Annotated in this window: 22 protein-coding genes, 2 pseudogenes and 1 riboswitch; of the genes and pseudogenes, 8 read left to right on the forward strand and 16 right to left on the reverse strand. The window is 42.2% G+C overall.

What is annotated here, in order from left to right; all coding sequences use genetic code 11:
* Positions 1–89: 89 nt before the first annotated feature.
* The 7 genes and pseudogenes from FTU98_RS00615 to FTU98_RS00645 all read right to left on the reverse strand — a co-directional run.
* Positions 90–761 carry a phosphoglycolate phosphatase gene (locus FTU98_RS00615; RefSeq protein ID WP_179996501.1) on the reverse strand — a complete coding sequence of 224 codons (672 nt, stop codon included), beginning with the start codon at positions 759–761 and terminating at the stop codon, positions 90–92.
* Between the two features lie 61 nt (positions 762–822).
* On the reverse strand, positions 823–1,473 hold the full coding sequence (locus FTU98_RS00620) for an FHA domain-containing protein (RefSeq protein ID WP_179996500.1): 651 nt from the start codon (positions 1,471–1,473) through the stop codon (positions 823–825).
* A gap of 69 nt (positions 1,474–1,542) precedes the next feature.
* Positions 1,543–3,798 (reverse strand): type II secretion system secretin GspD, encoded by a 2,256-nt coding sequence (gene gspD / locus FTU98_RS00625; protein WP_131260972.1) that lies wholly within the window; start codon positions 3,796–3,798, stop codon positions 1,543–1,545.
* A gap of 60 nt (positions 3,799–3,858) precedes the next feature.
* Positions 3,859–4,698 carry a type II secretion system protein N gene (locus tag FTU98_RS00630; RefSeq protein ID WP_004975757.1) on the reverse strand — a complete coding sequence of 280 codons (840 nt, stop codon included), beginning with the start codon at positions 4,696–4,698 and terminating at the stop codon, positions 3,859–3,861.
* The gene (gspN, locus tag FTU98_RS00635) at positions 4,698–5,438 is read right to left on the reverse strand and encodes a type II secretion system protein N (protein WP_096901906.1); all 741 of its coding nucleotides are present in this window, start codon (positions 5,436–5,438) and stop codon (positions 4,698–4,700) included. Before gspN ends, FTU98_RS00630 begins: the two co-directional genes overlap by 1 nt.
* A 162-nt stretch (positions 5,439–5,600) precedes the next feature.
* Positions 5,601–5,927 carry an H-NS family nucleoid-associated regulatory protein gene (locus FTU98_RS00640; RefSeq protein ID WP_004975751.1) on the reverse strand — a complete coding sequence of 109 codons (327 nt, stop codon included), beginning with the start codon at positions 5,925–5,927 and terminating at the stop codon, positions 5,601–5,603.
* A 145-nt stretch (positions 5,928–6,072) separates the two neighbouring features.
* Positions 6,073–6,408, reverse strand: a pseudogene (locus FTU98_RS00645) (acyl-CoA thioesterase); the annotation flags it as partial.
* A gap of 55 nt (positions 6,409–6,463) precedes the next feature.
* Here FTU98_RS00645 and FTU98_RS00650 point away from each other — a divergent pair.
* Positions 6,464–7,396 carry an IS5-like element IS17 family transposase gene (locus FTU98_RS00650; protein ID WP_104852498.1) on the forward strand — a complete coding sequence of 311 codons (933 nt, stop codon included), beginning with the start codon at positions 6,464–6,466 and terminating at the stop codon, positions 7,394–7,396.
* A gap of 51 nt (positions 7,397–7,447) precedes the next feature.
* On the opposite strand, the pseudogene FTU98_RS00655 reads toward FTU98_RS00650, so the two are convergent.
* The 7 genes and pseudogenes from FTU98_RS00655 to FTU98_RS00685 all read right to left on the reverse strand — a co-directional run.
* Positions 7,448–7,552, reverse strand: a pseudogene (locus FTU98_RS00655) (acyl-CoA thioesterase); the annotation flags it as partial.
* A 9-nt stretch (positions 7,553–7,561) separates the two neighbouring features.
* Entirely contained in the window at positions 7,562–8,755 is a 1,194-nt protein-coding gene (locus FTU98_RS00660) for a heme biosynthesis protein HemY (RefSeq protein ID WP_180050061.1), read from the reverse strand.
* Complete coding sequence (locus FTU98_RS00665) at positions 8,756–9,592, reverse strand: hypothetical protein (RefSeq protein ID WP_104852926.1); 837 nt, start codon at positions 9,590–9,592, stop codon at positions 8,756–8,758.
* Positions 9,589–10,368 (reverse strand): uroporphyrinogen-III synthase, encoded by a 780-nt coding sequence (locus FTU98_RS00670; RefSeq protein ID WP_180050064.1) that lies wholly within the window; start codon positions 10,366–10,368, stop codon positions 9,589–9,591. The genes FTU98_RS00665 and FTU98_RS00670 overlap by 4 nt, the downstream gene beginning before the upstream one ends.
* A gap of 21 nt (positions 10,369–10,389) precedes the next feature.
* Positions 10,390–11,310 (reverse strand): hydroxymethylbilane synthase, encoded by a 921-nt coding sequence (gene hemC / locus FTU98_RS00675; RefSeq protein WP_180050137.1) that lies wholly within the window; start codon positions 11,308–11,310, stop codon positions 10,390–10,392.
* Between the two features lie 122 nt (positions 11,311–11,432).
* Positions 11,433–12,173 carry a LytTR family DNA-binding domain-containing protein gene (locus FTU98_RS00680; protein ID WP_004975743.1) on the reverse strand — a complete coding sequence of 247 codons (741 nt, stop codon included), beginning with the start codon at positions 12,171–12,173 and terminating at the stop codon, positions 11,433–11,435.
* Positions 12,174–12,243: 70 nt separating this feature from the next.
* Positions 12,244–13,398: a sensor histidine kinase gene (locus FTU98_RS00685; protein WP_178318317.1), complete on the reverse strand. Its 1,155-nt coding sequence runs from the start codon at positions 13,396–13,398 to the stop codon at positions 12,244–12,246.
* Between FTU98_RS00685 and argH the strand changes: the two genes are divergently transcribed.
* Positions 13,389–14,819 carry an argininosuccinate lyase gene (gene argH, locus FTU98_RS00690; RefSeq protein WP_171458207.1) on the forward strand — a complete coding sequence of 477 codons (1,431 nt, stop codon included), beginning with the start codon at positions 13,389–13,391 and terminating at the stop codon, positions 14,817–14,819. The genes FTU98_RS00685 and argH overlap by 10 nt on opposite strands.
* Positions 14,820–14,833: 14 nt before the next feature.
* On the forward strand, positions 14,834–15,106 hold the full coding sequence (locus FTU98_RS00695; RefSeq protein WP_004975738.1) for an oxidative damage protection protein: 273 nt from the start codon (positions 14,834–14,836) through the stop codon (positions 15,104–15,106).
* Between the two features lie 528 nt (positions 15,107–15,634).
* Here FTU98_RS00695 and phoU read toward each other — a convergent pair.
* Positions 15,635–16,357, reverse strand: coding sequence for a phosphate signaling complex protein PhoU (gene phoU / locus FTU98_RS00700; protein WP_004975736.1), 723 nt, complete (start codon positions 16,355–16,357; stop codon positions 15,635–15,637).
* Between the two features lie 450 nt (positions 16,358–16,807).
* Positions 16,808–18,145, reverse strand: a complete 1,338-nt coding sequence (locus tag FTU98_RS00705) for a TolC family outer membrane protein (protein ID WP_104852922.1) — start codon at positions 18,143–18,145, stop codon at positions 16,808–16,810.
* Positions 18,146–18,577: 432 nt separating this feature from the next.
* Between FTU98_RS00705 and FTU98_RS00710 the strand changes: the two genes are divergently transcribed.
* From FTU98_RS00710 to dksA, 5 genes are all read left to right on the forward strand, one after another.
* The gene (locus FTU98_RS00710) at positions 18,578–19,642 is read left to right on the forward strand and encodes a hypothetical protein (RefSeq protein ID WP_154321140.1); all 1,065 of its coding nucleotides are present in this window, start codon (positions 18,578–18,580) and stop codon (positions 19,640–19,642) included.
* A 99-nt stretch (positions 19,643–19,741) separates the two neighbouring features.
* Positions 19,742–19,889: riboswitch (TPP riboswitch) on the forward strand.
* A 102-nt stretch (positions 19,890–19,991) separates the two neighbouring features.
* Positions 19,992–21,887: a phosphomethylpyrimidine synthase ThiC gene (thiC, locus tag FTU98_RS00715; protein WP_180050067.1), complete on the forward strand. Its 1,896-nt coding sequence runs from the start codon at positions 19,992–19,994 to the stop codon at positions 21,885–21,887.
* Between the two features lie 77 nt (positions 21,888–21,964).
* Positions 21,965–22,585 carry an NUDIX domain-containing protein gene (locus FTU98_RS00720; protein WP_168418389.1) on the forward strand — a complete coding sequence of 207 codons (621 nt, stop codon included), beginning with the start codon at positions 21,965–21,967 and terminating at the stop codon, positions 22,583–22,585.
* A gap of 10 nt (positions 22,586–22,595) precedes the next feature.
* Positions 22,596–23,405 carry a 3',5'-cyclic-AMP phosphodiesterase gene (gene cpdA / locus FTU98_RS00725; protein WP_180050070.1) on the forward strand — a complete coding sequence of 270 codons (810 nt, stop codon included), beginning with the start codon at positions 22,596–22,598 and terminating at the stop codon, positions 23,403–23,405.
* A gap of 213 nt (positions 23,406–23,618) precedes the next feature.
* The gene (gene dksA, locus FTU98_RS00730) at positions 23,619–24,146 is read left to right on the forward strand and encodes an RNA polymerase-binding protein DksA (RefSeq protein WP_004975725.1); all 528 of its coding nucleotides are present in this window, start codon (positions 23,619–23,621) and stop codon (positions 24,144–24,146) included.

The following is a 24,146-nucleotide window of genomic DNA, read 5'->3' on the forward strand; positions in this document are numbered from 1 at the left end:
GATTGACTAGCGTCGCCATCGAAATATGGGCATTACAGCCTGACTCATATTGATATCCTTTATAGCAATTAGCGCGAAGTTTTAAGCACTTAAATATTTAACAATTCAGTTAAATTATCCACAATTTGTTGTGGCTGACAATTGGCAATCGGCTCACCATGATTATAGCCGTAGCTGACTACAATACAATCAATCCCCGCTCGACGCGCGGCTTCAACATCATTAGAAGAATCACCAATCATCAAGACTTGAGACTTCTCCACCTGATAATGCTCAACACAATGCAGCAATTGACGCGGGTGTGGTTTACGCTCCTCAAAGCGATCTCCACCAATCACATCATCAAAATAGTGTTGCATCTCTAATGCTTCAACAATGGCACGAGCTGGCTGCTCAGGTTTATTAGTCACACAAACTAAGGTTTTTTGTTGTGCTTTTGCCCAGTCCAAAAATTCAATAATGCCCGGGAATGGTTGTGTGTCGATACACGGATCGGCATTATAAATTTCTAAGAAGGTGTTCAGTAGCTGTTGTTGCTGTTCAGGGTGAACTTCGCCCATTAAGTGCGATAAGACACTATTGCAAAATACCGCAGTTCCCTTCCCCACCCAAGTTCGCACTTGCTCCAATGTTACCAAAGGCAGTTGCAGCGCATTTAAACTCATGTTCATGGCGCGGTATAAATCTGTCGCAGAATCGACCAAGGTGCCATCTAAATCAAATAAAATGACTTGACGCGTATCAAGCTGAGTAATAGACATTCTTCCCCCTAAATGAACAAAGGCATGCGTTCGCATGCCTTGATTGTAAAGCAAAGGCTGCTTATTTAAACAATAGCCAAGCCAAAACCGCCAAAATCACCAAAACAATCAGTGAAATCAAACCAACAGAGGCATTTTTCTGTTGTTCTTTCTCTTGTTCCACACGAGAAACAGGCTCCTCGACAGGCACAGGTTTTGGCTCTGCTGGAACTGCATGAATATCCACACCTTCTGGAATAGGTGCTGGTTTCGGCACTGCCACGCCTTGCGGCATACCATCTCGGTTTAATTGAACAGAACTGTCACGTTGATTCAATTCAGGCATTCCCTGCTCATTCATTTGCTGTGCAGGTGTTTTTTCTGTTTGCGCTGTGACTTTTTCTGCAGTTTCAGCAACATCAACCGCATGCTCTAACTCAACCGCAGGCGCAAGTACCGAAAACTTTAAGCTGGCAAATTGGACGATATCACCTTCTTTAAGTAAGGTTTCATCGGCAATGCGTAAATCATTTACAAAAGTGCCGTTGGAAGAATTTAAATCTTGCACATACAGCGCTTGTTCTTTAAGTAAAAAAGCCGCATGTTTACGTGAAATTTCTGCCGATTGCAGCACCAAATCTGCACTTTGATGACGCCCCACCAACATATCACGGTCGATACTAATTTCTTGGCCAGTAAATTCACCGCTAATTGCTTGTATTTTCCAAGTCATAAATAACTTCTCTCGTGTGATTTGGCGACATCATAACATGCCCTCAACCACAATCTGCGCAGGATACGATTAAGGTGTAGCGCGAATTGTGGTCGTAGTGACTGTATTTTTAGTTTTGCTGACTTCCTGCTGCGGCAAAACTACGTTTTGGCGCTGTACCGCAGGCTCAATCGCAACAGGGGTGCTCACCACCGTTGCTGTGCGGTTTGCAGACACTGCTGATGGTAAGGTTTGATAAGTTCCTGTTTGCGGCGCAACTCGAGATACAGGCAAACGCTGCTGATAAACATCGCTAACATTCTCAGGCAGTTTAGCAAAGCTACCATCGGCATCCATTGCCAACTGAAGGCTATACAATTGGCTATAACGCTGCTGCGAAATACGGCGAATATCCTGACTATCTCCCACAATGGTTGGGTGAATAAAAATCAATAAATTACGTTTTTGATTAGATTGACCATCGGAACGGAATAAACGCCCCAACCCTGGAATAGCACCCAAACCTGGCACAGCCTGACGACTATAAACCGAGTTATCAGAAATTAAGCCACCTAAGACAATGGTTTGTCCGTGCTCGGCCAAAATAGAAGTTTTAATTGCGCGTTTGCTGGTGACTAAATCCTGCGCCTGACCTTTATTGGCTTTGACATCTGACACTTCTTGTTCAACTTCCAAGCGTAGTGTTCCGCCTTCACCAATATGTGGCACGACTTTTAAAGTAACCCCGACATCTTTACGTTCAATAGTGGTATACGGATTTGCCACACCACCATTGGTAGATAATGAACCTGTTACAAAAGGAACGTTTTCACCAACCACAATATAGGCTTCTTCATTGTCCATGGTCACAATAGATGGCGTAGACAATAAATTGGATTTGGTTTTTTCCTTCAAGGCCTGAATCATCGCACCATATAGCTTGCGTGAACCATCACGACCTTCACGATAATCACCCAACACCAATGACGTACCTGCACCAATCGCACTGCCTGCGCCTGCTGCACCACCAGTTAAATAGCCTGCAGCAACATTTTTTAAACTTGCACCAATATTGTCAAAATTAATTAGACCGATACCGCTGCTTAAATCGCCCAATGCCCACTGCACACCCAATTGGTCGGCATCGGTACCTTCCACTTCTATAATCGCAGCTTCAATCAACACTTGTTGACGACGGGTATCTAGTTGCTGAATGGCCGATTCAATTTCACGCATCAACTGCGGATCGGCTTTGACCACCAAAGCATTTTGCGAGCCATCGGCAATAATACTGACACCATTACCATTAAAACTGGTGATGTTGTTTTGATTGTTGCTATTCGAGCTGCCACCCAAATTAATACTTGGGGTGGAAATAGTCGATGAATTACCTGTGTTGTTATTGGTGCTGCTTAAATTACTAGCACTGTTGTTGTTACTGTTGCTATTTGCATTAGAGCTGCTGCTCACCGCCTGTCCTGAAACCAGACCTTGCAATATTTCTGCTAAATTCTGTGCACTGGCATATTTCAAGCGAAAAACCTTCAAACCACCCAAACGATCTGCCGCAGGCACATCCATCATTTCAATCATTTGACGAATGCGTTTACGTGTTGCGGTATCGCCTTTGATGATAATACGATTGGTACGGTTGTCCGCCACAATACGCACACGCGAACCTTTAACATCTTTCGCTGCCCCTGTCGAACTCATCGACTCAAGCAAGCCAATGACTTCTTCGGCTTGACTGGATTGCAGGCTAATCGCTTCAATGTCATTTTGCCCCGTACCATCTAGGTTACGAATAATGCTTTCTAACTGATAAATGTTACTGGCACGATCAGACACGATTAGAGCATTGGTGCCCCCGACCGCAGACAAATGCGCAAACTGCGGCATGAGCGGACGTAAAGCAGGAATCAGGTCATTGGCATTGGTATTTTCTAGCCAAATCACTCGCGTTACAATTTGGTCACCACGCGCATTTTGACGACCATCATAGGGAATGCCTGAGCTTTTTACATTGCTGTCAGGTACAAGGCGAATGGTATTGCCTGATGGTATTGCCACCACACCATTCACATTCAATACGCCTAAAAACAGGTCATAGACTTCATTTTTATTCAGGGCTTTGTTGGAAATCACCGTGACATTGCCACGCACACGCGGATCGACTGCAAAGTTCTTGCCCGTAATATCGGCCACTTCATTAATAAATGCAGTTAAGTCCGCATCACGTAAATTAATTTTCCAGGTTTGCGCATGACTTGCAGTACTCACCATTGCAACAAGCGGTGCAGCAGCCAGTAATGCCCAAAATGGACGCTCATAATTCAATAAAGCCATAATCTACTGTGTTTCCTAACCCTAAATATGTCTCTGCATGTAGTTACGATGCCGATCCATTTAAAAATTTTGTTGTATGGTCATCACTTGATCACCACGTTTTATTTCTAATTTCACTTGACCTTCACGACGTGCCTGTTCAAGCAATTGTGCATCGCTTTGCCCTTGCCCAACGTTTTGACCATTTAAAGACAAAATACGGTCACCTGGCTGTAAACCCAGTTTATTTCTTAAAGCGGCAGGCGTACGTGTAGTGACTTCATAACCATTGCCCGTATTTGCTTCAACACCCATCTCTTTTAAGTATTGTTCGCGATCTTCCTGTATGCGCTGCACTGCCTGTCCAATGGCATTATTCGGTTGTGCGGACTGCGTAGGTGCAGTTACAGGAGCTTGATTACCACTTGGAATTAAAGGTGCGATAGGTTGATTTAAACCATTTTCAATACCTTTAAACAATACTTCACGCGTCGCGCCACTGCTATGACGTAAAATCACCCGATCCCAGTAGACTTCTGCCAATTGGTACTGACTCAAATCAATCACATCACCCACACGGTAACGCTCTGCCACCTCATTCACTTTAATGACCGCAGAAGAAAACTGACTCGGCTGCCCAACCACTACACCTTGCAAAGTCATATTTAATTGATCATCGGCAGTGTTGCTGCGCCCAAGTTCTTGAAACAATGCAAAGGAGGTAATATTCGGGATTTGTGGTTGCTGTGAACCCAACTCCACCCGATCAATTTGCATGACTTGGGGCGGCGCAACAACCCACCAAAATAAACTCGCCAGTTTCCAACACAGATACAAAATCAAAAAAGCTAAAAATACTGGCGCAGCACGATCAAACTGCTTCCAGTGCAAATTCCCTAATCGTTCAGAGAGTGTACGCATTAGAAACCTCCTTTTAATAGAGGTTGGCGAGTGCTGATCACATAGGTATCTAAGCCCGCTTTGCCTTCATAAGAGGCGATATTCATCAATAAGCGTTGCGTGAGTTGCACATCTAGCATCAAGCTTTGATCAAGCGCAATATTCAGCATTTTTTGTTCACGTTGATCGCGAATATCAAATAACAGTTTGCCATTTTCATCGGACAAACTGCCTTTTAACGCGGGGATATTCATACGGTCTTGGCGCTGAGCAAAACGATACAGCAATTCACCACCCGCCCACTGCAGTTGTCCTTTGGCTTTGGTGAAGCCTTGCTGTTTTTTAAAATTCAAATGAATGTCTTTGAGTTGAATCGCATTACTTGGCCACTGCCAATCCACAATACTTTTTAAGGTTTCTGGCGCAACTTGCCCATCTAAAGATTGCACCAAGACGCTACCAAAACGATAGCCAACAATGCCTTCGAGTTTAGTATTGCCACTATGCACTTCAACATCGGCAGCGACACGCAATAAAACTAAATCTAAAGGACGTGTATTCCAACTTAAAGAACCACGTAACTGTCCCTTATGCCAATCGGCTTGCCCCTTCCAGATATTGCCACTCACATTGTGTAAGGTCTGATTATTTTTATAAAATTTTGAAATTAACCACGCTGCTGGAATTTGTAATAACACAAAAAACAAAAATGCAATGAGGGCGAAAATCCACCACGTGATGTATTTGGGTTTCTTTATCATGCCACCACGACCAACCTTACTAATTTTTCTATGAATGACTTTTTATAACACTCACACATTATGCACACTTTTTCGGCGTCGCCAATTGATACAGATAAAAAAACCAAGCCGTATTGCTTGGTTTTTGAACTCTAAGTCAAATCAATGACAAATTGATGAAGCTTAGATTAGAAAATCTTCAAGTTTTGCGCCTTTTTCTAATTCAGCGACTAACCAGCGTGGTTTTTTACCACGACCAGTCCAAGTATCTGTAGAATTGATTTTGCTACGATAACGTGGCGCTACAGTTTTACGTGGGCTTTTCTTACGCTTGCTTTCGCCAACTTCCAAAATCTGCTCAATGCTTAAACCCAAATTGTCTGCAATCGCTAAAATTTGATTATAGGCATCTTCAATTGCTTGATCTTTTTTCGTGGCAATTAATGCTTCCGCTTCAGCTTGTAAACGCTTTAACTGTTCTACAGACAAATTGCTAATATCAGGCATCATACTTACTCCAAAAACTATGCTTTTTATATTCAGTTATTAAACTAAGCAGATTCATTCTATTTTTATCAAACTGAAGCGTCAATAAAAAATCTACTACTCTACATATAAATAACAGTCGGACATATTATGAACTGATTATTAAGATTTAATCAAGAATATGCTGTACGGTTTTTTCTATTTTATGAATACCCGCGCGTACATTTTCAGGGATTAAGGTTTTTTGCATATTGACGCGATCTACACATACAATCACCGCATCTGCCTCTGCCACCACCATTTGCTGTGCTTCACTGTGGATTAAATAATGCATACGCATGGCACTATTACGCAATTCTTCTACCCGAACGCCAATTTTTAAAATATCAGGATAAACCACAGGACGTATATATTTGCACTGATTTGAGGCAATCACAGTCAAAACATCTTGCTGTAAAATTTTTAAATGGTCTAAATAATATAAACGCGCACTTTCAATATAACGGGGCTTTGTTGCACAAACCTATCTGTAAAGGCTTTTTCAGCGATATAATTTTCAAATGAAGAAGCCTACACACAAAATCTACCGCACAACCAATTGGCCCGCATATAACCGAGCACTCATGAGTCGCGGAAATATTGTCATTTGGTTTGATCCTGCTACGCAATGGTATGCTCCATCAAAAGGCAAACAAGGGCGAAATCAAACCTACTCCGACGCAGCTATCCAATGCTGCTTAATGATTAAATCCTTATTCCGTCTATCTTTACGTATGGTCACTGGCTTTGTGCAAAGTCTGATTGAACTTTGCGGATTAAATTGGACCGCACCAGATTACAGTACGCTTTGTAGAAGACAAAAGCATATTGATATTGCAATCAGCTACCAAAAAAGTAGCGATGGGCTGCATCTACTCGTAGACTCTACAGGCATGAAGTTTCTAGGTGAGGGCGAATGGAAACGCAAGAAACATGGAGCTGAATATCGTCGCCAATGGCGTAAACTACATATTGGTATAGATGCCAAAACCCTACAAATACGCGCTATTCAGCTCACAACCAATAATGTCAGTGATTCACAGGTGCTTGGTGATTTACTTAATCAGATTCCACAAGATGAGCAGATTGACTCTGTTTATACCGATGGAGCTTATGACACCAAGCAATGCCGTCAGGTCATTGCAGATCGGCAAGCACATGCGGTGATTCCACCTAGAAAAAATGCGAAACCATGGAAAGATACAAAGATCAGCTCGCTAGAGCGAAATGAATTACTTCGAACAGTTAAACGTTTAGGCAGGACATTATGGAAAAAATGGTCAGGCTATCATCGCCGCAGTTTGGTGGAAACCAAGATGCATTGCATCAAATTATTAGGCGATAAATTAATGGCAAGAAGCTTTCCTAGTCAGGTGAATGAAATTCATGCACGTGTAGCAGTCCTCAACAGATTTACGGAATTAGGTCGACCACTTACCCAAGTTACGCCTTAAATTTGGCTCAATTAGGGGCGCTTTGCATTTCAAATCTTTGTGCAACAAAGCCATATAACGGTAATAGATCACATTATTGACATGCCCAAAAGCATCCATATCTCCCCATGCAACACGCTGCTCAAAAACAATTGGATAATCTGCTAGTGTTAACACAACTCACCCTTAAATTTTAATTTCGACAAAATTAGAATTATTTTCAAAGATTAAATTTAACTGTTTTAATAATTCAGGCTGATCTTTTAAATTAGATTTAACTCTTAAATAACTCATTAATACGTGTTCAGGATATAAATCCAGTAATTGCTCGGCTTCTGAATAACACGCTGTTGCTGTAAAAATATGCCATTTGGCAAAACTAAATACAGGTAATGCAGGGTATTTCTGTTCCCACAGATTTATTTGCTTTTCAATTTTGGCATAATCAGGTTGTTGTTTTAACAACTGCTGTTGGAACCATAAATAAAACACTTCCTGATTAAACTGTTCACTCAACATCTGTACCGCAAGACGTTCATGTTGTGCGGCTAAATCAGGCAGACGCGACAATAACTTCAACCACAATACCTGAATGGCATAAGGCTGACTGAAAATCTGCTCCCCCAAATCGCAATAACGCTGCTGCAAAGCCTGTAAGTTTTCTGCATTAGCTTGCTCAAATTGGGTTAATAACTCAGTCAGCCACTTTTGCTTGGTGTCTGCATCTAAATGCCCGTATTTGGTCGAACGTAAATAATGCCAAGGATATTGCGTGGCAAATTCGCCCCACAAGGCAATTAAACGTTTTTGATAAGCCGTTTTGACTTTAAATAACCACGGCGATAATTCGTGCTGATTCAAAAACTCTAAATGCGTCAAAGCTTGTTCAGGTTGTTGCTGCGCTAAATAAATTTCAATACGCTGTATTTCTGCCAACTCAAACGCCATGGCACTGCTTTGATTTAAGGCAGCCAACGCTTGCGGATATTGCTGTTGGATGGAGTGCATACGTGCTTCCATCACTCCTTTGAGCAAACCTGACTGGGCAAACACCTGTCGAATAAACTGGTGTTGATCTTCTGCAGCATCCAACAACCAAATGACCGCCAACTGCTCATAAGGATGCAGATTTTTAAAGTTAAATACTGTTTCAACCTTACGCTGTTCACGGCTAAAATAGCGCTTTAACAACAACCATAAAATTTGTAGCGAAACACTGATCGACAAGAAAAAGAACAACAACAACCAAATATTGGTTTGTAATTGCCATTCGCGCCAATACACATAAACATAGCCTGAACCATGCCCATAACTCAGTACGCTCAGCAAAGCGACCAGTACAATACTGACCACCACATAGGCGAGTAAAATCTGTTTCATTTATACCGCCCCCAATAAAGCACGTGTTTTTAAACTTGGCGTTGGAACGATATTTAAGTTTTTAATTTTTTCTAATTGCTGAACCAATTGTTGTGCTTTCTGATCAGGCAATTGTTGTAATAACTGAATAATGTCATTCACTTCTTGTTGATATTGCACATATTGACCTTGCATAAAGACTTGTCGAGCCAGCAATAGACGCAATTGCGCTTCTTTTAAAATAATCTGACGCTGCATCAACTGTGTCGCAGGTTGCTTGGCAGATTCAATACTCAGCCATTTTTGCCAAAAAAAACGATCATCGACATCGGCAGGGTTCAGCTCAGGCTGTTGAGCTTGCTGTTTTAATTGTTGATCTAACTGTTGCAACAACTGACTTACTTGTTGATATTGCGCATCACGTGTTGTTATGAATTGTTGAATTTGTTTCTGATCTTGCTGAATGACTTGGTGCAAACTTTGTTTCAAAGCAGGGGCTAAAGCATATTCGTTCAACTCACGATCTAAATTTGCCAGTTTTTCAGTCGCATAGTGAAATTGCTGTTGCTGTAAGGAAAATTCCACCAAATCCAATTGCTGCGCCACCATATCTACTGGTTGAATCGCATCTTCTTGCTGCACAGCGCTGGATACTGCGGGCTGTTCTGGTGCATCTTGGGTATAATTACGGCGCTGCAAAGCCACCAACTGATCATTTAAATTGGCATTGGTTTTTTCTGCAAGATGCAAACTTTGACTGAGTTGCTGTTGTTGCGCTGAAATTTGCATCACATCAAAACTTAATTTGACGATCCAGACCAAAGCGATCAACACCACTATCACAACCAGTTTTTTCATAGTTTTCCTTGCATGCGCATCATTTGCTGCAATATTAATTCTGTTTTTAAATGGGTCAACTTGAATACGTTATATTTTGTATGATGCTGCGTTTGATAATCGAGCAAAATTTTCTCTAAACGATCACCCAATACCCAATAATGACCTTTGTTCAGTAGATCGAAATCCCGCTGAATTAAGCTTAGCCAGTTTAACCAACTGGCTTCACTGCTGATCATCATGATAAATTCTGAAGATTGTATTAAACGTGCGCGTACTGCCTGCATTTTTTCAATAGAACTGGCAGGACACTCCCGCCGATACAATACAAAATTATGGATCTGCATCCCCTGATCAAGCAGTGTTTGCATCATAAATTGCCGTCCGCCCTCGCCACGCCAAAAGGCAATGTGTGTGCCGACTTTCAAATTTTGCAAACACGGCAAACTCAGCATCCCTTCGGAAGTTTCAACCTGTGGGACTTCACTGTAAAGACCATATCCACTTAAAACTTCTGCAGTTTTTTCGCCCACAGCCACCCAACGTATATGCTGCAAGTCCTGCAATGATATTTGGCTTTGGGCTAAATATTGCATCCCAATATCGACAGCAGTCGGACTAACCACCACAATAATATGCGTGTGAGGCAACTGGGCATATAAATTAGCCAGTTGCTCCGACCACGGCTGTGCAGAAAGCTGCAACAAGGGCAAATCAATGACCTCAATATGCTGTTGTTGCAAAGCCTGAGTTAAGGCCTCTGCACGATCTTGAGGTCGGGTATTAATGAAGAGCATGGGCTTCTGGTGCAATATGAATTATTGATACAGGGCTTTGAGTAATTCGCCCGCACCCTGTGCCAATAAAGCTTTTGCCAATTCTTCACCTAGCATTTCAGCCTGTTCAGGTGCGCCATATTGCACAGCTTTAAGAATGGTTTGCCCATCGACACTACCAACACGACCTTCAATCTGCAACTGACCATTCTGCAAAGTTGCGTAGCCTGCAATTGGCACCTGACAACCGCCTTCCAAGTAGGCATTAAAAGCACGTTCGGCACGTACACAGACATTGGTTTCGGCATGCATTAACGGCAAAATTAAATCCAACACCGCCTGATCTTGGCTACGACATTCCAGACCCAAAGCCCCTTGCCCAACGGCAGGTAAGCTCATATCAGGCTGAATGGTATGACGAATACGCTCTGCCAAGCCCAAACGCTTTAATCCTGCACTGGCTAAAATAATCGCGTCATACTGACCATCATCTAGCTTAGACAAGCGCGTACCCACATTGCCACGTAAATCTATAATTTCTATATCTGGGCGCGCTTTCAAAATTTGGCATTTACGGCGCAAGCTTGAAGTTCCAACTTTAGCGCCCTGTGGTAAATCTGCAAAACTGGCATAGTGATTCGATACAAAGGCATCAAGCGGGTCTTCACGCTCACAAATGACCGCCAAGCTCAAACCTTCAGGCAATGCCATGGGTACATCTTTCATAGAGTGTACGGCTAAATCGGCACGACCATCCATTAAGGCGGCTTCTAATTCTTTGACAAATAAGCCCTTCCCCCCAATTTTTGCCAATGGGGTATCTAAAATTTTATCGCCCTGCGTGACAAAGGTCACCAACTCAACAGTTAAATCGGCATGCATCGCCTCTAAGCGGGCACGAATGTGTTCAGCCTGCCATAACGCAAGCGGGCTTTGTCGAGTTGCAATTTTCAGGGTTTTCATCATAGTGGCTAAGCAAGATAAATAAGTTCATCTAAACTTAACCTGATCCCCTAAAAATGCAAGTCTATTTCTTTACCGATTTATCAATCTGTTGCGTATTCATCTGCGATGATGCTGACAAATTAGAGTTTTTGGATGCGTTCTCGCAATAAAGGCAAATGTCGTCGGCTAACAGCCAAACGCTCATCTAGCTCACGGCAACGTACCTGATACTGTCCTGAATTGACCACTTCTAGCCCCTCCAAAAACTGAATCGAGACCAAGGCATTTCGGTGAATCCGAATAAACTGATCACCAAACTCGGTTTCTAAATCTTTCAGCGTTTCATCAATCAGGACACTGCCATTTTTATGACGCACAGTGACATATTTCTGATCGGCTAAAAAATAGTAGATATTTTCTATTGGCACCAATTCTACACCGCGATAGGTTTTCGCCGCGATTTGGTGACGTTTTATTTTTAATTCGTCCATATTTTCTTTTTGTTTTAAATGACTCATCTGCGCTTGCGTGAGTTTTGTTAAATGATCTAAAACCTGTTGCAATTCCTGTTGCATAATAGGTTTTAACAAATAGCCTTCCGCATTGGACTTAAATGCCTCGAGTGCATGTTCATCGTAGGCGGTACAAAACACAATGGCTGGCATTGGGTCAAGCTCACGCAAATGTTGAGCGCAACTTAAACCATCCATTCCCGGCATTTGAATATCTAATAATATGACATCCGGCTGATGTTCATCTGCCAGTTCAATCGCCTGTTGCCCATGAGCTGCCGTTGCCACCACATGATGCCCCAATTGAGTGACCAAACGTGATAATCGCTCTCTTGCCAGAGGCTCATCATCACAAATTAGGATGTCCATTTCCCCTCCTTTTCAGTTGAATACTTTATTTTTATCAAGTTAAGAAAAATCAGAACAATCACAAGTTTTTTTATTTATAGCGATATTGCAACACCGTCGTGTACATACCATTCCCCGCATAACTTTGAAAAGCGACACTGCGCCCATAATAAGCCTGTAAACGCTGTTTCACGTTTTGTAGCGCGATACCGTGTCCTTGTCTTAAATTTATTTTATCGCTGACATACGGATTTGTAATGACAATATTGACTTGGTTTTGCAATATTTCGATCAATATACTTATCGTACTCTTTGCTAAAACTTTTTCAACTCCATGAAAAATACTATTTTCTAACAAGGGTTGTAAAGTTAATAAGGGTATTTGTACCTGACTGAGCAGTTGCGGTTGTTCAATTTTCCATTCCACGGTCAGACGCTCGCCTAAACGAATTTGTTCTATGTCTAAATATCGCTGGCAAAGTTCGATCTCATCTTTCAGGCTAACCAGTTTTAATTCTTGCAAACTGGCACGAAATAAACGCGACAAATTGAGCAACATTTGCTCGGCTTTATCGGGATCTATGGCAATGAGACTAATCACATTATTGAGGCTGTTGAATAAAAAATGTGGGTGAATACGCGCCTGCATGGCATGTACCCGCGCTTGTAATTCACTATGCCGTTGCTGAATCGCCTGTTCACGTACATAAATATAACGAAAGCAAAATGCGCCCAATAACACGCCATAACTCAAATGCAGTCCAACGCCATGTAACAGATCATCTATACCAAACTGCTGTAGATGAAAGTTTTGCCCAAAATGCAACAAGGTATTTAAACTGAGCGTGGTCAGCAACACGATGCCTTGCAGCAGCAAAAAACTGACCAAAAAAGATAAACTCAAGCCCATGCGTAAAAAACGCGCCTGAAAAAACTCCACCAAGGCCGCAAAACACAACACCACCCAATTGATATAGAGTACGTATTGCAGCACCCGAGCAAAACTTAAGCCGTGCCAACCTTGTGCTTCAGCCAGTGCCAAAACCATTGCCAAGGCATTACTGCCAATAAATAATTCAATTAGATATTGCCAACGTCCTATTTTCGTAAAAAAATACAGCTCATGTTGTTCTGCCTGCGTATCAGCATAAGTTTGATTGGCTTGTTCTTCGGCAAGTGAATCTGAATTTGTTATACTCTTGTCCAAATCACCGCTTTTTACTTTATTGAGCCGATATGACCACATCTTCTAATTCCTCAAATCCGTCACAAGCCCAAACTTCGGGTATGTGGGGCGGTCGTTTCTCTGAAGCGACTGATGCTTTTGTTGCTGAATTTACAGCATCTGTTCAATTTGACCAACGCTTTTATAAACAAGATATTGCTGGCTCAATTGCGCATGCAACGATGCTTGCCAAAGTAGGCGTACTTACGACTGAAGAGCGTGACGATATTATTCAAGGTTTAAATACCATTCAGGCTGAAATTGAAGCAGGTCAATTTGAATGGCGTATTGACCTTGAAGATGTCCACATGAACATCGAATCACGCCTTACTCAACGTATTGGCATTACAGGTAAAAAATTACATACAGGTCGTAGCCGTAACGACCAGGTGGCAACCGATATTCGTTTGTATGTCCGTGACGAAATTGATGCCATTTTAGAATTATTAAAAAAATTACAACACGGCATTTTAAGCTTGGCAGCCAAAAACACCCACACCATTATGCCTGGTTTTACTCATTTACAAACCGCACAGCCTGTGACTTTTGGTCATCACCTTATGGCGTGGTTTGAAATGTTGGTACGTGACTCTGAGCGTTTAATTGACTGCCGCAAACGTGTTAATCGTATGCCTTTAGGTTCTGCCGCTTTGGCAGGTACCACTTACCCAATTGACCGCGCTTTTACCGCAGAATTATTGGGCTTTGAAGCCGTATCTGAAAACTCGCTAGATGCTGTATCAGACCGTGATTTCGGAATTGAGTTTAACGCTGCTGCATCGTTAATTATGATGCACTTGTCACGCATGTCTGAAGAGCTGATTTTATGGACATCGGCACAATTTAAGTTTGTGAATATTCCAGACCGTTTCTGCACAGGCTCATCCATTATGCCGCAGAAGAAAAACCCAGACGTACCAGAATTGGTGCGCGGTAAAACAGGTCGTGTTTATGGCGATTTAATGAGTCTGTTGACCCTGATGAAAGGTCAACCGCTTGCCTACAACAAAGACAACCAAGAAGACAAAGAACCTTTGTTTGATGCCATTGATACCGTGCGCGGCTCGCTCATGGCATTTGCCGATATGATTCCTGCTTTAGTACCAAACATTGCAGAAATGCGTGAAGCTGCATTACGTGGTTTCTCTACGGCAACTGACCTTGCAGATTACTTAGTAAAAAATGGCGTGGCATTCCGCGATGCACATGAAATTGTAGGTAAAGCCGTAGCATTGGGCGTACAAGAAGGCAAAGACTTGTCTGAACTTAGCCTAGAACAATTACAGCAATTCTCAGATTTAATTCAAGCTGATGTATTTGAAAAAGCACTGACCCTTGAAGCCTCTGTAAATGCACGTGATCATATTGGCGGTACAGCGCCTGCACAAGTTGCAGCGGCAATTGAACGTGCTCAAACACGTCTTGCTCAACTTTATGCATAATCAGGAAGTGAGAGATGTCTAAACAAGTATTTTGTCGTAAATATCAAACCGACATGGAAGCGATGGATTTCGCTCCTTTTCCGGGTGCCAAAGGTCAAGAATTACTTGAAACGGTATCTAAACAGGCTTGGCAGGAATGGCTCAAACACCAAACTACGCTCATTAATGAAAAGCGTTTAAATGTGTTTGAACCTGAAGCGAAAAAGTTTTTGGAAGAACAACGTGAGAAGTTTCTCAACAATGATGCCAGTTTGGAAGTCGCAGAAGGCTTAAAACCTCAAAACTAATCCAAGTACTGTTTTTTCATTTTGGAAAATTCAAACCTTGTTTATTTTACAATTAAAAGAGTCTTTATGAAGGCTCTTTTTTTATGCCATTTGTGATTATGAGTTGCCGCAACAATGTTTTAAATAAATGAAAATAGATTCAAAAAATTAAGCTAATTTCCTATTTTTATTTCTCGATTGAAGCGTATATTTTATAGTCACAACAAAACACTTAACAATAGATTAATTATTGATTTCAAAAAGAATAGTTTTAAAAATAATCACACTAAAAATAATGTAATTTAAAAATACATTTGTATATAAAACGCTACATTCCACTACAATAAACCACATGATTCTTGAGTGTGATTTTCCTATACTTATTTTCAAGGAGATAAGCAATTATCTCTCACTATAATAAATATCCCCGATTTCAATCTCAGATTTCCCCCAAAGTCTGAGATTTTTTTTATCCAAAATTTCGGCTGTTTCAAGCCATAAAAAAAGCCCCATCATTAGATGATGGCTGAATATTCAAAAAAGCTGAACTTAGCGTTCCTGTACTTTTTCTTCAATTTCTTTGACACTGGTATGACGTACGTCAAAACCTTTGACCATATAAATCACTTGTTCTGAAATATTTCGTGCGTGGTCACCAATACGCTCTAACGAACGTAACACCCACATCACATTAATCACACGTGAAATATGACGCGGATCTTCAATCATATACGTCATTAGAGTACGTGTTGCAGATTGATATTCACGGTCAATATCGGCATCGGCAAGTAAAACACGCAGTGCTTGATCGACATCTAAACGTGCAAAAGCATCCAGTGCATCGTGAATCATGACACGCACTTGGTTACCAATATGACGTGTTTCCATATAGCCGCGTGGCGAACCACCTTCTTCACATAAGTTTTGGGCAATACGGGCAATTTTTGCAGCTTCATCACCAATACGCTCTAAGTCAGTATTGGCTTTAGACATGGCAATCACCATACGCAAATCAATTGCGGCTGGATGACGACGCGCCAAAATCAACGTTAAGGCTTCATCAATTTCGGTTTCCATGCGATTGACAACATTGTCTTGGAACTGAACTTCTACCGCCAAGGCTGCATCGGTATCCAAGAGTGCGTGAATCGAGTTGGCAACCTGCTGCTCTACCAAACCACCCATGGCCATAAATTTGGTATTTACATCCTGCAAATCTTCATTGAACTGAGAAGAAATATGGTGACTTAACACAGGATTATTCGTACTCAAGGAATACACTCCACAACAAAAGGATAGACTGACGCAATGATTGAATATTAAAGCACAGCAATGATGACGTTTTTATGACATTTTCTCACCAAACTCTCAAGTCTGATCGTTTCTGCCTTTAAACAGCATAAGCCATTCAGATGACAAAATGACTTGGGTCTGTTGACATTTCGTCTATGTTTGCGGCAACGCATATTTTTTAGCTGATATAAGGCATGGGACAGGAAATTTAGTCATTCTAAATGACTGACTCATAAAGCAATAGTAGCAAAAATATGCTCGCCCCCTTGCGCAGCAAACAAAGCAACGCTTTGTTCTTGCTCATGTGGCTAAAACTTTCTCAGATTGCGTTATGAAACTTGGCAATAGTCTCGCTATTCCCTGCGTTTCATGCCTGATCTGCTCAGTTTTAGCCTACAGCGCAAGCCATTTATGAAATGTCAACAGACCCTATATGGCTTTCCGAATCAACCAAGCATTCATTTCCTGCACATCTTGTTCAGTCAATTGCCCAACGGCTGCTTTCAACTGTAACACATGCTTCAAATAGTCATACTGTGCATTGAGATAATCCTGCTTGGCAGAAAAGGCGTTACGCTGTGCCAACAGTACATCCACCATGGTTTTTAAACCTTCCTGATATTGCGCTTTGGATGCTCGTGCCACTAAATCTGCTGAATTCATTGCAGCCTGTCGCGCCTGCAATTTGGCTTGATCAGTTTCGACTTGTAAATATGCCTGTTTCACATCGGTATTGGCTTTACGGATTGCTGCATCTAGCTCGGCTTCAGATTTTTGTACCAAAACCACTGCTTTTTGCACATTTTTATTGACCCGCCCACCGCTAAACACATTCCAGTTCATTTCAATCCCGACCTGGTCGAACTGACCATCGGGCGACATGATACTTTCAGGGCTTTGTTTGGCATAACCATAACTGCCCACAGCTTCTACCTGCGGATAACGTGCTGCTTGTTCAACCCGACGTGCATCTTCGGCATATTGTCGCTGCAAACGTGCCTGTTGAATAGCCAAATTTTGAGTTTGTGCCAATTGCGACCATGCCTCTAAACTTTCAGGCACAGGTTTTTGAAATTGAAAGTCATCTCGCAAAACTGCCAAACTTTCTTGATATGGCCCAATCAATTGTGCCAACTGCTCTTGTGCCAAAACCAACTGCACATGTGTTCCAATCCTGTTCGCTCGTGCATTTTGATATTGCGCATTGGCTTCACTGACTTCACTTTTAGCCACCAAACCTTCACGCAGTTTGGCATTCATCATATTGAGCTGTTCCAACAAAGCTTTTTCTTCTTGTAAATATGCTGTTGTTAAAGACTGCTGTCTCAGCACATTAAAATACGCTTCTGATACATTCAAAATATGTTGCTGTTGTTGTAAACGTAAGGTGACTTCACTCAGGCTTAACGAGGTTTTGACTTGTTTCAGGGCTTGCCAAGCATCCCAACGAAATAAAGGCTGACGTGCTGTTAACGCGACTTGACGTGAAGTTGAAGATGAACTGCTTAAAAGCTCTGGCGAGGAACTGGCAATATTGACTCGACTCATTTCCTGACTTTTACGGGTGATATTGCCCGACAGAGTCACAGTTGGCAGTAAATTGCCTTGCGCAAGCCCTAAATTTAATTGATCGGCCTGATATTGTAATTGCTGTGCGCGCCAAGTCGGATCGCTATTTTGAGCACGCTGATAGGCTTGCATTAAATCCAAAGCAAAAGCGCTTGAACTCATCCAACATAAGCATGTTACTAACATCATTTTTTTCATTATTTTTCGATCAACCCACTCTGTAATTTCGTCAATCCTACTGCAATGTATTTTTACACCGCCCATACTAAAGCGAATTTGCATTTTTTTCGTATGACTTTCATTAATTTTGATAATTTTTCATATTATTTCAATTCATTGCAATAATTAAGCAAAGCCATACACGTGCTAACAATCGCTGCATAAAGTGGTACTTACTCACAGGCATGTAACCAAACTCTAGCAGAATACTACAATTTACTCCGTGGCTTTGACTTTACAATGCAAGCTCTCCCCTCGTCCTTCGACCCAAGCTTCTAAAACCGTGTGCCTCACAGCGGATATTTTAAATTTAGAATTTTGGTATGAATGACTCATTTTGAATTTTTGGAATCCATAGTGCCTAAATGAAGGCACTAGATGATGAATGAATACTCATGTTGAATTGCTGTAATGGTTAAATTTCTTCGCGCCAGTAAACTTGCCCTACTGCTTGGCAGTTGTCTGTATTTGCTCGCCTGCCAAAATTCAGATACACCTCCCGTAGCTGAACCACCAAAGGTACAGGCCAGTGCCAGCGAGCCTGTGGATTTGACCCAAATATGTGAAAATATTCAGCACAATATGCAGCAAATTGACAATACCCGCACCACGTTTGCGCTAGAACAAATTAATCAGGATTTAAAAGTCTGCCTACCCTTGCTGCCTTTGAATGAACAATTAAATTTGCTCAATCTTTCGACCCAAATGTATCAACGCTTTTTGCATGTAGAACGCAGCGCTGCAGAACAAGCTGCCTTTGACCAACACGCTTTTGATATGGCACAGCATCCGACCATTCAGCAAAGTCATTTTGAAAACTTTGCCTTGCGTGATCAATATTTATTGAAACATAAGGGACAAGCCTATTTAGAGCTATACGATGCAGGTGAAGCACAGTTGGTTTATCGTCGAAGCCCGCAATACTTAGCCATTATTTTTGCGCCTTACATGCCCGATGCCGAGCAGATTTTTATTGAAAGAATGGCCAATGACAATATGCAGCACAGCCTGCGTGATGGTGGACTCACCCTTGATGCTGCCGATTTGACTGAACGCGCCTTATTTTGGGAAGATTACGTGCAGCGTTATCCTAAAAGTCACTTTATACGGGATGCACGTTATCTAGCCGAAGTGTATGCCTTGCTGCTGTTTAAAGGCACAGTCAACAGTCCTGTTTCTCAGGATTATGTCGATGAATACAGTATCCAACCTGCCGTATTATTTGAAATTAAAAAACTGGCAAAGTTGCAAAAATCTCCCTTAGCACAGCAAGCGCGTAAATTCCTTGCCTTTTTACACATGAGCAGTGAACAACGACTCACTGAAATTGCAGCACAGCCCACTGCACGTGAACAGCGTGAATATGGCGATGATGCTTTAGTACATGCACAGTTGCATCAATATTTAAATTTAAAGAACATCTCCATCCATGCAAAACGCGATTGTTTTAGTGATGCCGTTTGTATTACTCGCTAATTATCCAAAGTCGCTTAAAGCTCAAATCCTTGTCCTTAGGCATCAAAGAATAAAAGCCGCGCGAAGCCTGCTTTTATACCAACAACGTGCTACTATTTATACAGCTTGACGGAGCGCGAGTAATTCCTCGCTGAGATTGTGTCCATGCTGAGTTTGTAGCCTAAAATCTGCAAACCAAGCTGTAAACCCAAGTACCGTTGAACCTGATCAGGTTAAAACCTGCGTAGGAATCAAGCCACCTAAAAACCCAGCCACACGGTTAATGTTGAACTATTAAAGTCTCAACAACTCAATTGCAATGTTTTTGGTCGTGCTTGATTCGTTGATTTCATTCTTCAGGATCATTGCAATGAACCAATTAACGAATCTATCCCCTGCTGACATTTCTGCTCAACACGAGCAAGATGCCAAAGATTTAACCCGCATTTTGCCTGCATCGAAAAAAGTCTATATTCAAGGCTCACGCCCAGACATTCAGGTGCCAATGCGTGAAATTGAACTGACCGACACTCCAACAGGTTTAGGCGGTGAGCACAATCCACCGCTCATGGTGTATGACACTTCAGGTGTATATACCGATCCAAATGTTGAAATTAATCTGAACAAAGGCTTGCCGAACATCCGCGACAGCTGGATTGAAGAGCGCCAAGACACCGAAAAACTAGAAACCCTCAGCTCAGCCTTTGGTCAAGAGCGTTTACGCGATATTCGTACTGCAGAGATTCGTTTTGCCCATATTCAAAAGCCGCGTCGTGCCAAAGCGGGTAAAAACGTCACCCAAATGCACTATGCCAAACAAGGCATCATTACCCCTGAAATGGAATATATCGCCATTCGTGAAAACCAACGCCAACGCGAAGCTGTCGATATGCGTCAGCATCCAGGGCAAAACTTTGGGGCTAAAAACTTAACTGAAATCACGCCTGAATTTGTACGTCAGGAAGTGGCTGAAGGCCGTGCAATTATTCCTGCCAACATTAACCACCCAGAATGTGAGCCAATGATTATTGGTCGCAACTTCTTGGTCAAAATCAATGCCAATATTGGTAACTCGGCACTGGGTTCAAGTATTGATGAAGAAGTCGCGAAAATGACTTGGGCGACCCGTTGGGGCGCAGATACCATCATGGATTTATCGACAGGTAAAAACATCCATGAAACCCGTGAATGGATTATCCGCAACTCGCCTGTGCCAATTGGTACTGTACCTATTTATCAGGCACTAGAAAAAGTAAACGGCATTGCCGAAGACCTCACTTGGGAAATCTTTAAAGACACGCTGATTGAACAGGCTGAACAAGGTGTGGATTACTTCACCATTCACGCAGGCGTGTTATTGCGTTATGTACCACTCACGGCCAATCGCTTAACAGGTATTGTATCGCGTGGCGGTTCAATCATGGCGCAATGGTGTTTGGCGCATCATGAAGAAAACTTCCTTTACACACACTTTGATGAAATCTGCGAAATCATGAAAGCTTACGATGTATCGTTCAGCTTAGGTGATGGTTTACGTCCGGGTTGTATTCAAGATGCCAACGATGAAGCACAATTCAGCGAACTGCGAACTTTGGGTGAATTGACTCACCGCGCTTGGGAACATGATGTGCAAGTGATGATTGAAGGCCCGGGGCACGTACCAATGCACATGGTCAAAGAAAATATGGACTTGCAACTTGAGGTCTGTAAAGAAGCACCATTCTATACACTTGGCCCATTAACCACTGATATTGCTCCAGGCTACGACCACATTACCTCTGCCATTGGTGCAGCAATGATTGGCTGGTACGGTACAGCAATGCTGTGCTATGTGACACCAAAAGAGCATTTGGGCTTACCAAACAAAAAAGACGTCAAAGACGGCATCATCACCTATAAGATTGCAGCCCACGCGGCTGACCTTGCCAAAGGTCACCCAGGTGCACAAGCCCGTGACAATGCGCTGTCTAAAGCACGTTTTGAATTCCGCTGGGAAGATCAGTTCAACCTGAGCCTTGACCCAGACACCGCACGCAGCATGCATGATGAAACCATGCCAAAAGAAGCGCATAAGTCTGCACACTTCTGTTCAATGTGCGGACCAAAGTTCTGCTCCATGAAAATCACCCAAAATGTGAGAGATTATGCACAAAATCAAAATGCTGCGAACAAAACAGAGCAAGTAGATGCAGAGGTAGAATCAGGTCTCAAAGCCATGAAAACCGCTTATCAGGAACATGGTCAAAAATTGTACCATAAGCTATAAATTGTTTAAAAAGCGTTTGTATTCAATCAAATCTCAGTTAGGATGAAATCATGCTTTGCTCATCCTGATGAGAGTTTATGAAGATTATTCAACAAGCAACTTATGGTCAACACGATGCACAGATTCACCAGCGTGAATACCTGTATCGCGGGTTTATTCAGGTTGAGAAAGTCAGCCTGAGCCATCGCTTGTTTAATCAAACCACCTATACCCCAGTCCTTCAGCGTGAACTTATTCAACGCCCTGAAGCGGCTGGGGTACTCATTTATGATGCCGCACAACAAAAATTTGCACTGATTGAACAGTTCCGCATTGGTGCAATTGACGACAGCGACTCGCCTTGGCAATTGGAAGTGATTGCAGGGGTACTGGATGGCAATGAATCGCCTGAAAGCTGCATTCGTCGTGAAGCCTTAGAAGAGTCAGGCTGCGAGCTGCAACAATTACAACATTTATTTAGTTTTTACCCTTCTGCAGGGGCATGTGCAGAGTTGTTCCACTTATATAGTGCGAATACCACGCTACCACAGGAAGGTGGCGTTTTTGGAATGCCAGATGAGGGAGAAAACATCCAATTACATATTATTGATTATCAGGACATTCCTGACTTACTGACCAATGGTCGGCTAAAGAACGCACCTGTCATTATGGCATTGCAATGGTTACAACAACAGATTAAAACCGTGAAGGATGTCTAAGGGGTCAGGCATGACTTTATTCCCAAATACACACCAGCCAGAGCGCTGGACAATTGTACAAATTTCAGATACGCACCTCATGAATCAGGAAGATTTAGAGTTTGTGCACATGAATCCTGAACGCAGCTTTCACGCGGTAATGCACGATATTCAACAGCAATATCCGCAGCTCGATGCTATTTTCCATACAGGCGATTTAGCACAAATCCCTGTTGCTGAAACCTATCAGCGTTATTTGCAGTTTATGCAGACTTTGAATACGCCGCATTTCCAGATTCCGGGCAATCATGATGATGCCGCGGTTTTTCCATTCCATTTACAGTCCAATCAAGTTCATGCAATTGAGTTGGGCAATTGGAGTGTCATTTTACTGAATACTGCGGTTAAAGGTCGGATTGATGGCTGGATGGACGCAGCACAATTACAGCAGTTAGATCAGCTTTTACAGCAACATGCGCAGCAGCAGGTGATTATTGCCTGTCATCACCATCCTTTTGATATGCAATCGCACTGGATAGATCAGCACAAACTTAAAAATACCGAAGCCTTAATTGATGTATTGGCACGCCACAACAATGTCAAATTGGTGCTGTGTGGGCATGTGCATCAAGACTCATTAAATGAATGGCAAGGGATTCAATTTTACTCTACGCCTTCGACCTGCGTGCAATTTAAACCACATAGCCAGCACTTTGCGCTTGGGCCTGAGGCACCGGGTTACCGTGTGTTACATTTGAATGCAGATGGCAGTTTTAGCACCCAAGTGCATCGGGTTGAGCATGTCACACAACAAATAAATTTTGAAATTTCAGGTTATTAACTTTCCATTTTATTTTTTTTGCTTTACTTTATGCCTTCAACGAAAAAATGCGATAACACATCCAAACATCAAAGACTATCCATAATCAAAAAAAGTCTATATGATGACGTCCCCCGAAGATCGAATATTGTTCTTTGGGAGTGGATAAAAACACTTGCATATCACCATATTTTTCGCGTACCAATCGTGCGCATATGATGAGGAATGCCCTACATGGCGAATGACAACCAAAATCAAGTCTTGGACGAACAAACAGATCTTGTAGAAGAAAAAGCTACAAAACGCGTGCGTAAGGCAAAGCCAAAGGCTTTAGAGGGCGGTTCTACAGCTAGCTTATTTGGTATTGCACCTTATCAGCCTAAAAAAAATGAAGAATACATGTCTGAAGGACAGCTCGAGCATTTCCGTCAAATTCTCATGGCGTGGAAAGAAGAGTTAATGTCAGAAGTTGACCGCACTTTAAACACCATGCAAGACGAAAATACAGCCTTGCCAGATGTCAACGACCGTGCGACTCAAGAAGAAGAGTTTGCAATTGAATTGCGTACTCGTGACCGTGAACGTAAATTGATTCGTAAAATTGAACAATCTATTGAAGCGATTAAAAACGATGACTATGGTTTCTGTGAAACTTGCGGTATCGAAATCGGTTTACGTCGCTTAGAAGCGCGTCCAACTGCAACGTTATGTATTGATTGCAAAACTTTGGCAGAGATCAAAGAGAAGCAAAACAACGGTTAA

The organism is Acinetobacter sp. YH12211 (assembly GCF_013418015.1).
GTDB classification, from domain to species: domain Bacteria; phylum Pseudomonadota; class Gammaproteobacteria; order Pseudomonadales; family Moraxellaceae; genus Acinetobacter; species Acinetobacter towneri.

Bases quoted from the DNA above. Each gene is read 5' to 3' on its own strand.
- FTU98_RS00615 (WP_179996501.1), bottom strand. From the start codon at position 761: ATGTCTATTACTCAGCTTGATACGCGTCAAGTCATTTTATTTGATTTA.
- FTU98_RS00620 (WP_179996500.1), bottom strand. From the start codon at position 1,473: ATGACTTGGAAAATACAAGCAATTAGCGGTGAATTTACTGGCCAAGAA.
- gspD (WP_131260972.1), bottom strand. From the start codon at position 3,798: ATGGCTTTATTGAATTATGAGCGTCCATTTTGGGCATTACTGGCTGCT.
- FTU98_RS00630 (WP_004975757.1), bottom strand. From the start codon at position 4,698: ATGCGTACACTCTCTGAACGATTAGGGAATTTGCACTGGAAGCAGTTT.
- gspN (WP_096901906.1), bottom strand. From the start codon at position 5,438: ATGATAAAGAAACCCAAATACATCACGTGGTGGATTTTCGCCCTCATT.
- FTU98_RS00640 (WP_004975751.1), bottom strand. From the start codon at position 5,927: ATGATGCCTGATATTAGCAATTTGTCTGTAGAACAGTTAAAGCGTTTA.
- FTU98_RS00650 (WP_104852498.1), top strand. From the start codon at position 6,464: ATGAAGAAGCCTACACACAAAATCTACCGCACAACCAATTGGCCCGCA.
- FTU98_RS00660 (WP_180050061.1), bottom strand. From the start codon at position 8,755: ATGAAACAGATTTTACTCGCCTATGTGGTGGTCAGTATTGTACTGGTC.
- FTU98_RS00665 (WP_104852926.1), bottom strand. From the start codon at position 9,592: ATGAAAAAACTGGTTGTGATAGTGGTGTTGATCGCTTTGGTCTGGATC.
- FTU98_RS00670 (WP_180050064.1), bottom strand. From the start codon at position 10,368: ATGCTCTTCATTAATACCCGACCTCAAGATCGTGCAGAGGCCTTAACT.
- hemC (WP_180050137.1), bottom strand. From the start codon at position 11,310: ATGAAAACCCTGAAAATTGCAACTCGACAAAGCCCGCTTGCGTTATGG.
- FTU98_RS00680 (WP_004975743.1), bottom strand. From the start codon at position 12,173: ATGGACATCCTAATTTGTGATGATGAGCCTCTGGCAAGAGAGCGATTA.
- argH (WP_171458207.1), top strand. From the start codon at position 13,389: ATGACCACATCTTCTAATTCCTCAAATCCGTCACAAGCCCAAACTTCG.
- FTU98_RS00685 (WP_178318317.1), bottom strand. From the start codon at position 13,398: ATGTGGTCATATCGGCTCAATAAAGTAAAAAGCGGTGATTTGGACAAG.
- FTU98_RS00695 (WP_004975738.1), top strand. From the start codon at position 14,834: ATGTCTAAACAAGTATTTTGTCGTAAATATCAAACCGACATGGAAGCG.
- FTU98_RS00705 (WP_104852922.1), bottom strand. From the start codon at position 18,145: ATGAAAAAAATGATGTTAGTAACATGCTTATGTTGGATGAGTTCAAGC.
- FTU98_RS00710 (WP_154321140.1), top strand. From the start codon at position 18,578: ATGGTTAAATTTCTTCGCGCCAGTAAACTTGCCCTACTGCTTGGCAGT.
- thiC (WP_180050067.1), top strand. From the start codon at position 19,992: ATGAACCAATTAACGAATCTATCCCCTGCTGACATTTCTGCTCAACAC.
- FTU98_RS00720 (WP_168418389.1), top strand. From the start codon at position 21,965: ATGAAGATTATTCAACAAGCAACTTATGGTCAACACGATGCACAGATT.
- cpdA (WP_180050070.1), top strand. From the start codon at position 22,596: ATGACTTTATTCCCAAATACACACCAGCCAGAGCGCTGGACAATTGTA.
- dksA (WP_004975725.1), top strand. From the start codon at position 23,619: ATGGCGAATGACAACCAAAATCAAGTCTTGGACGAACAAACAGATCTT.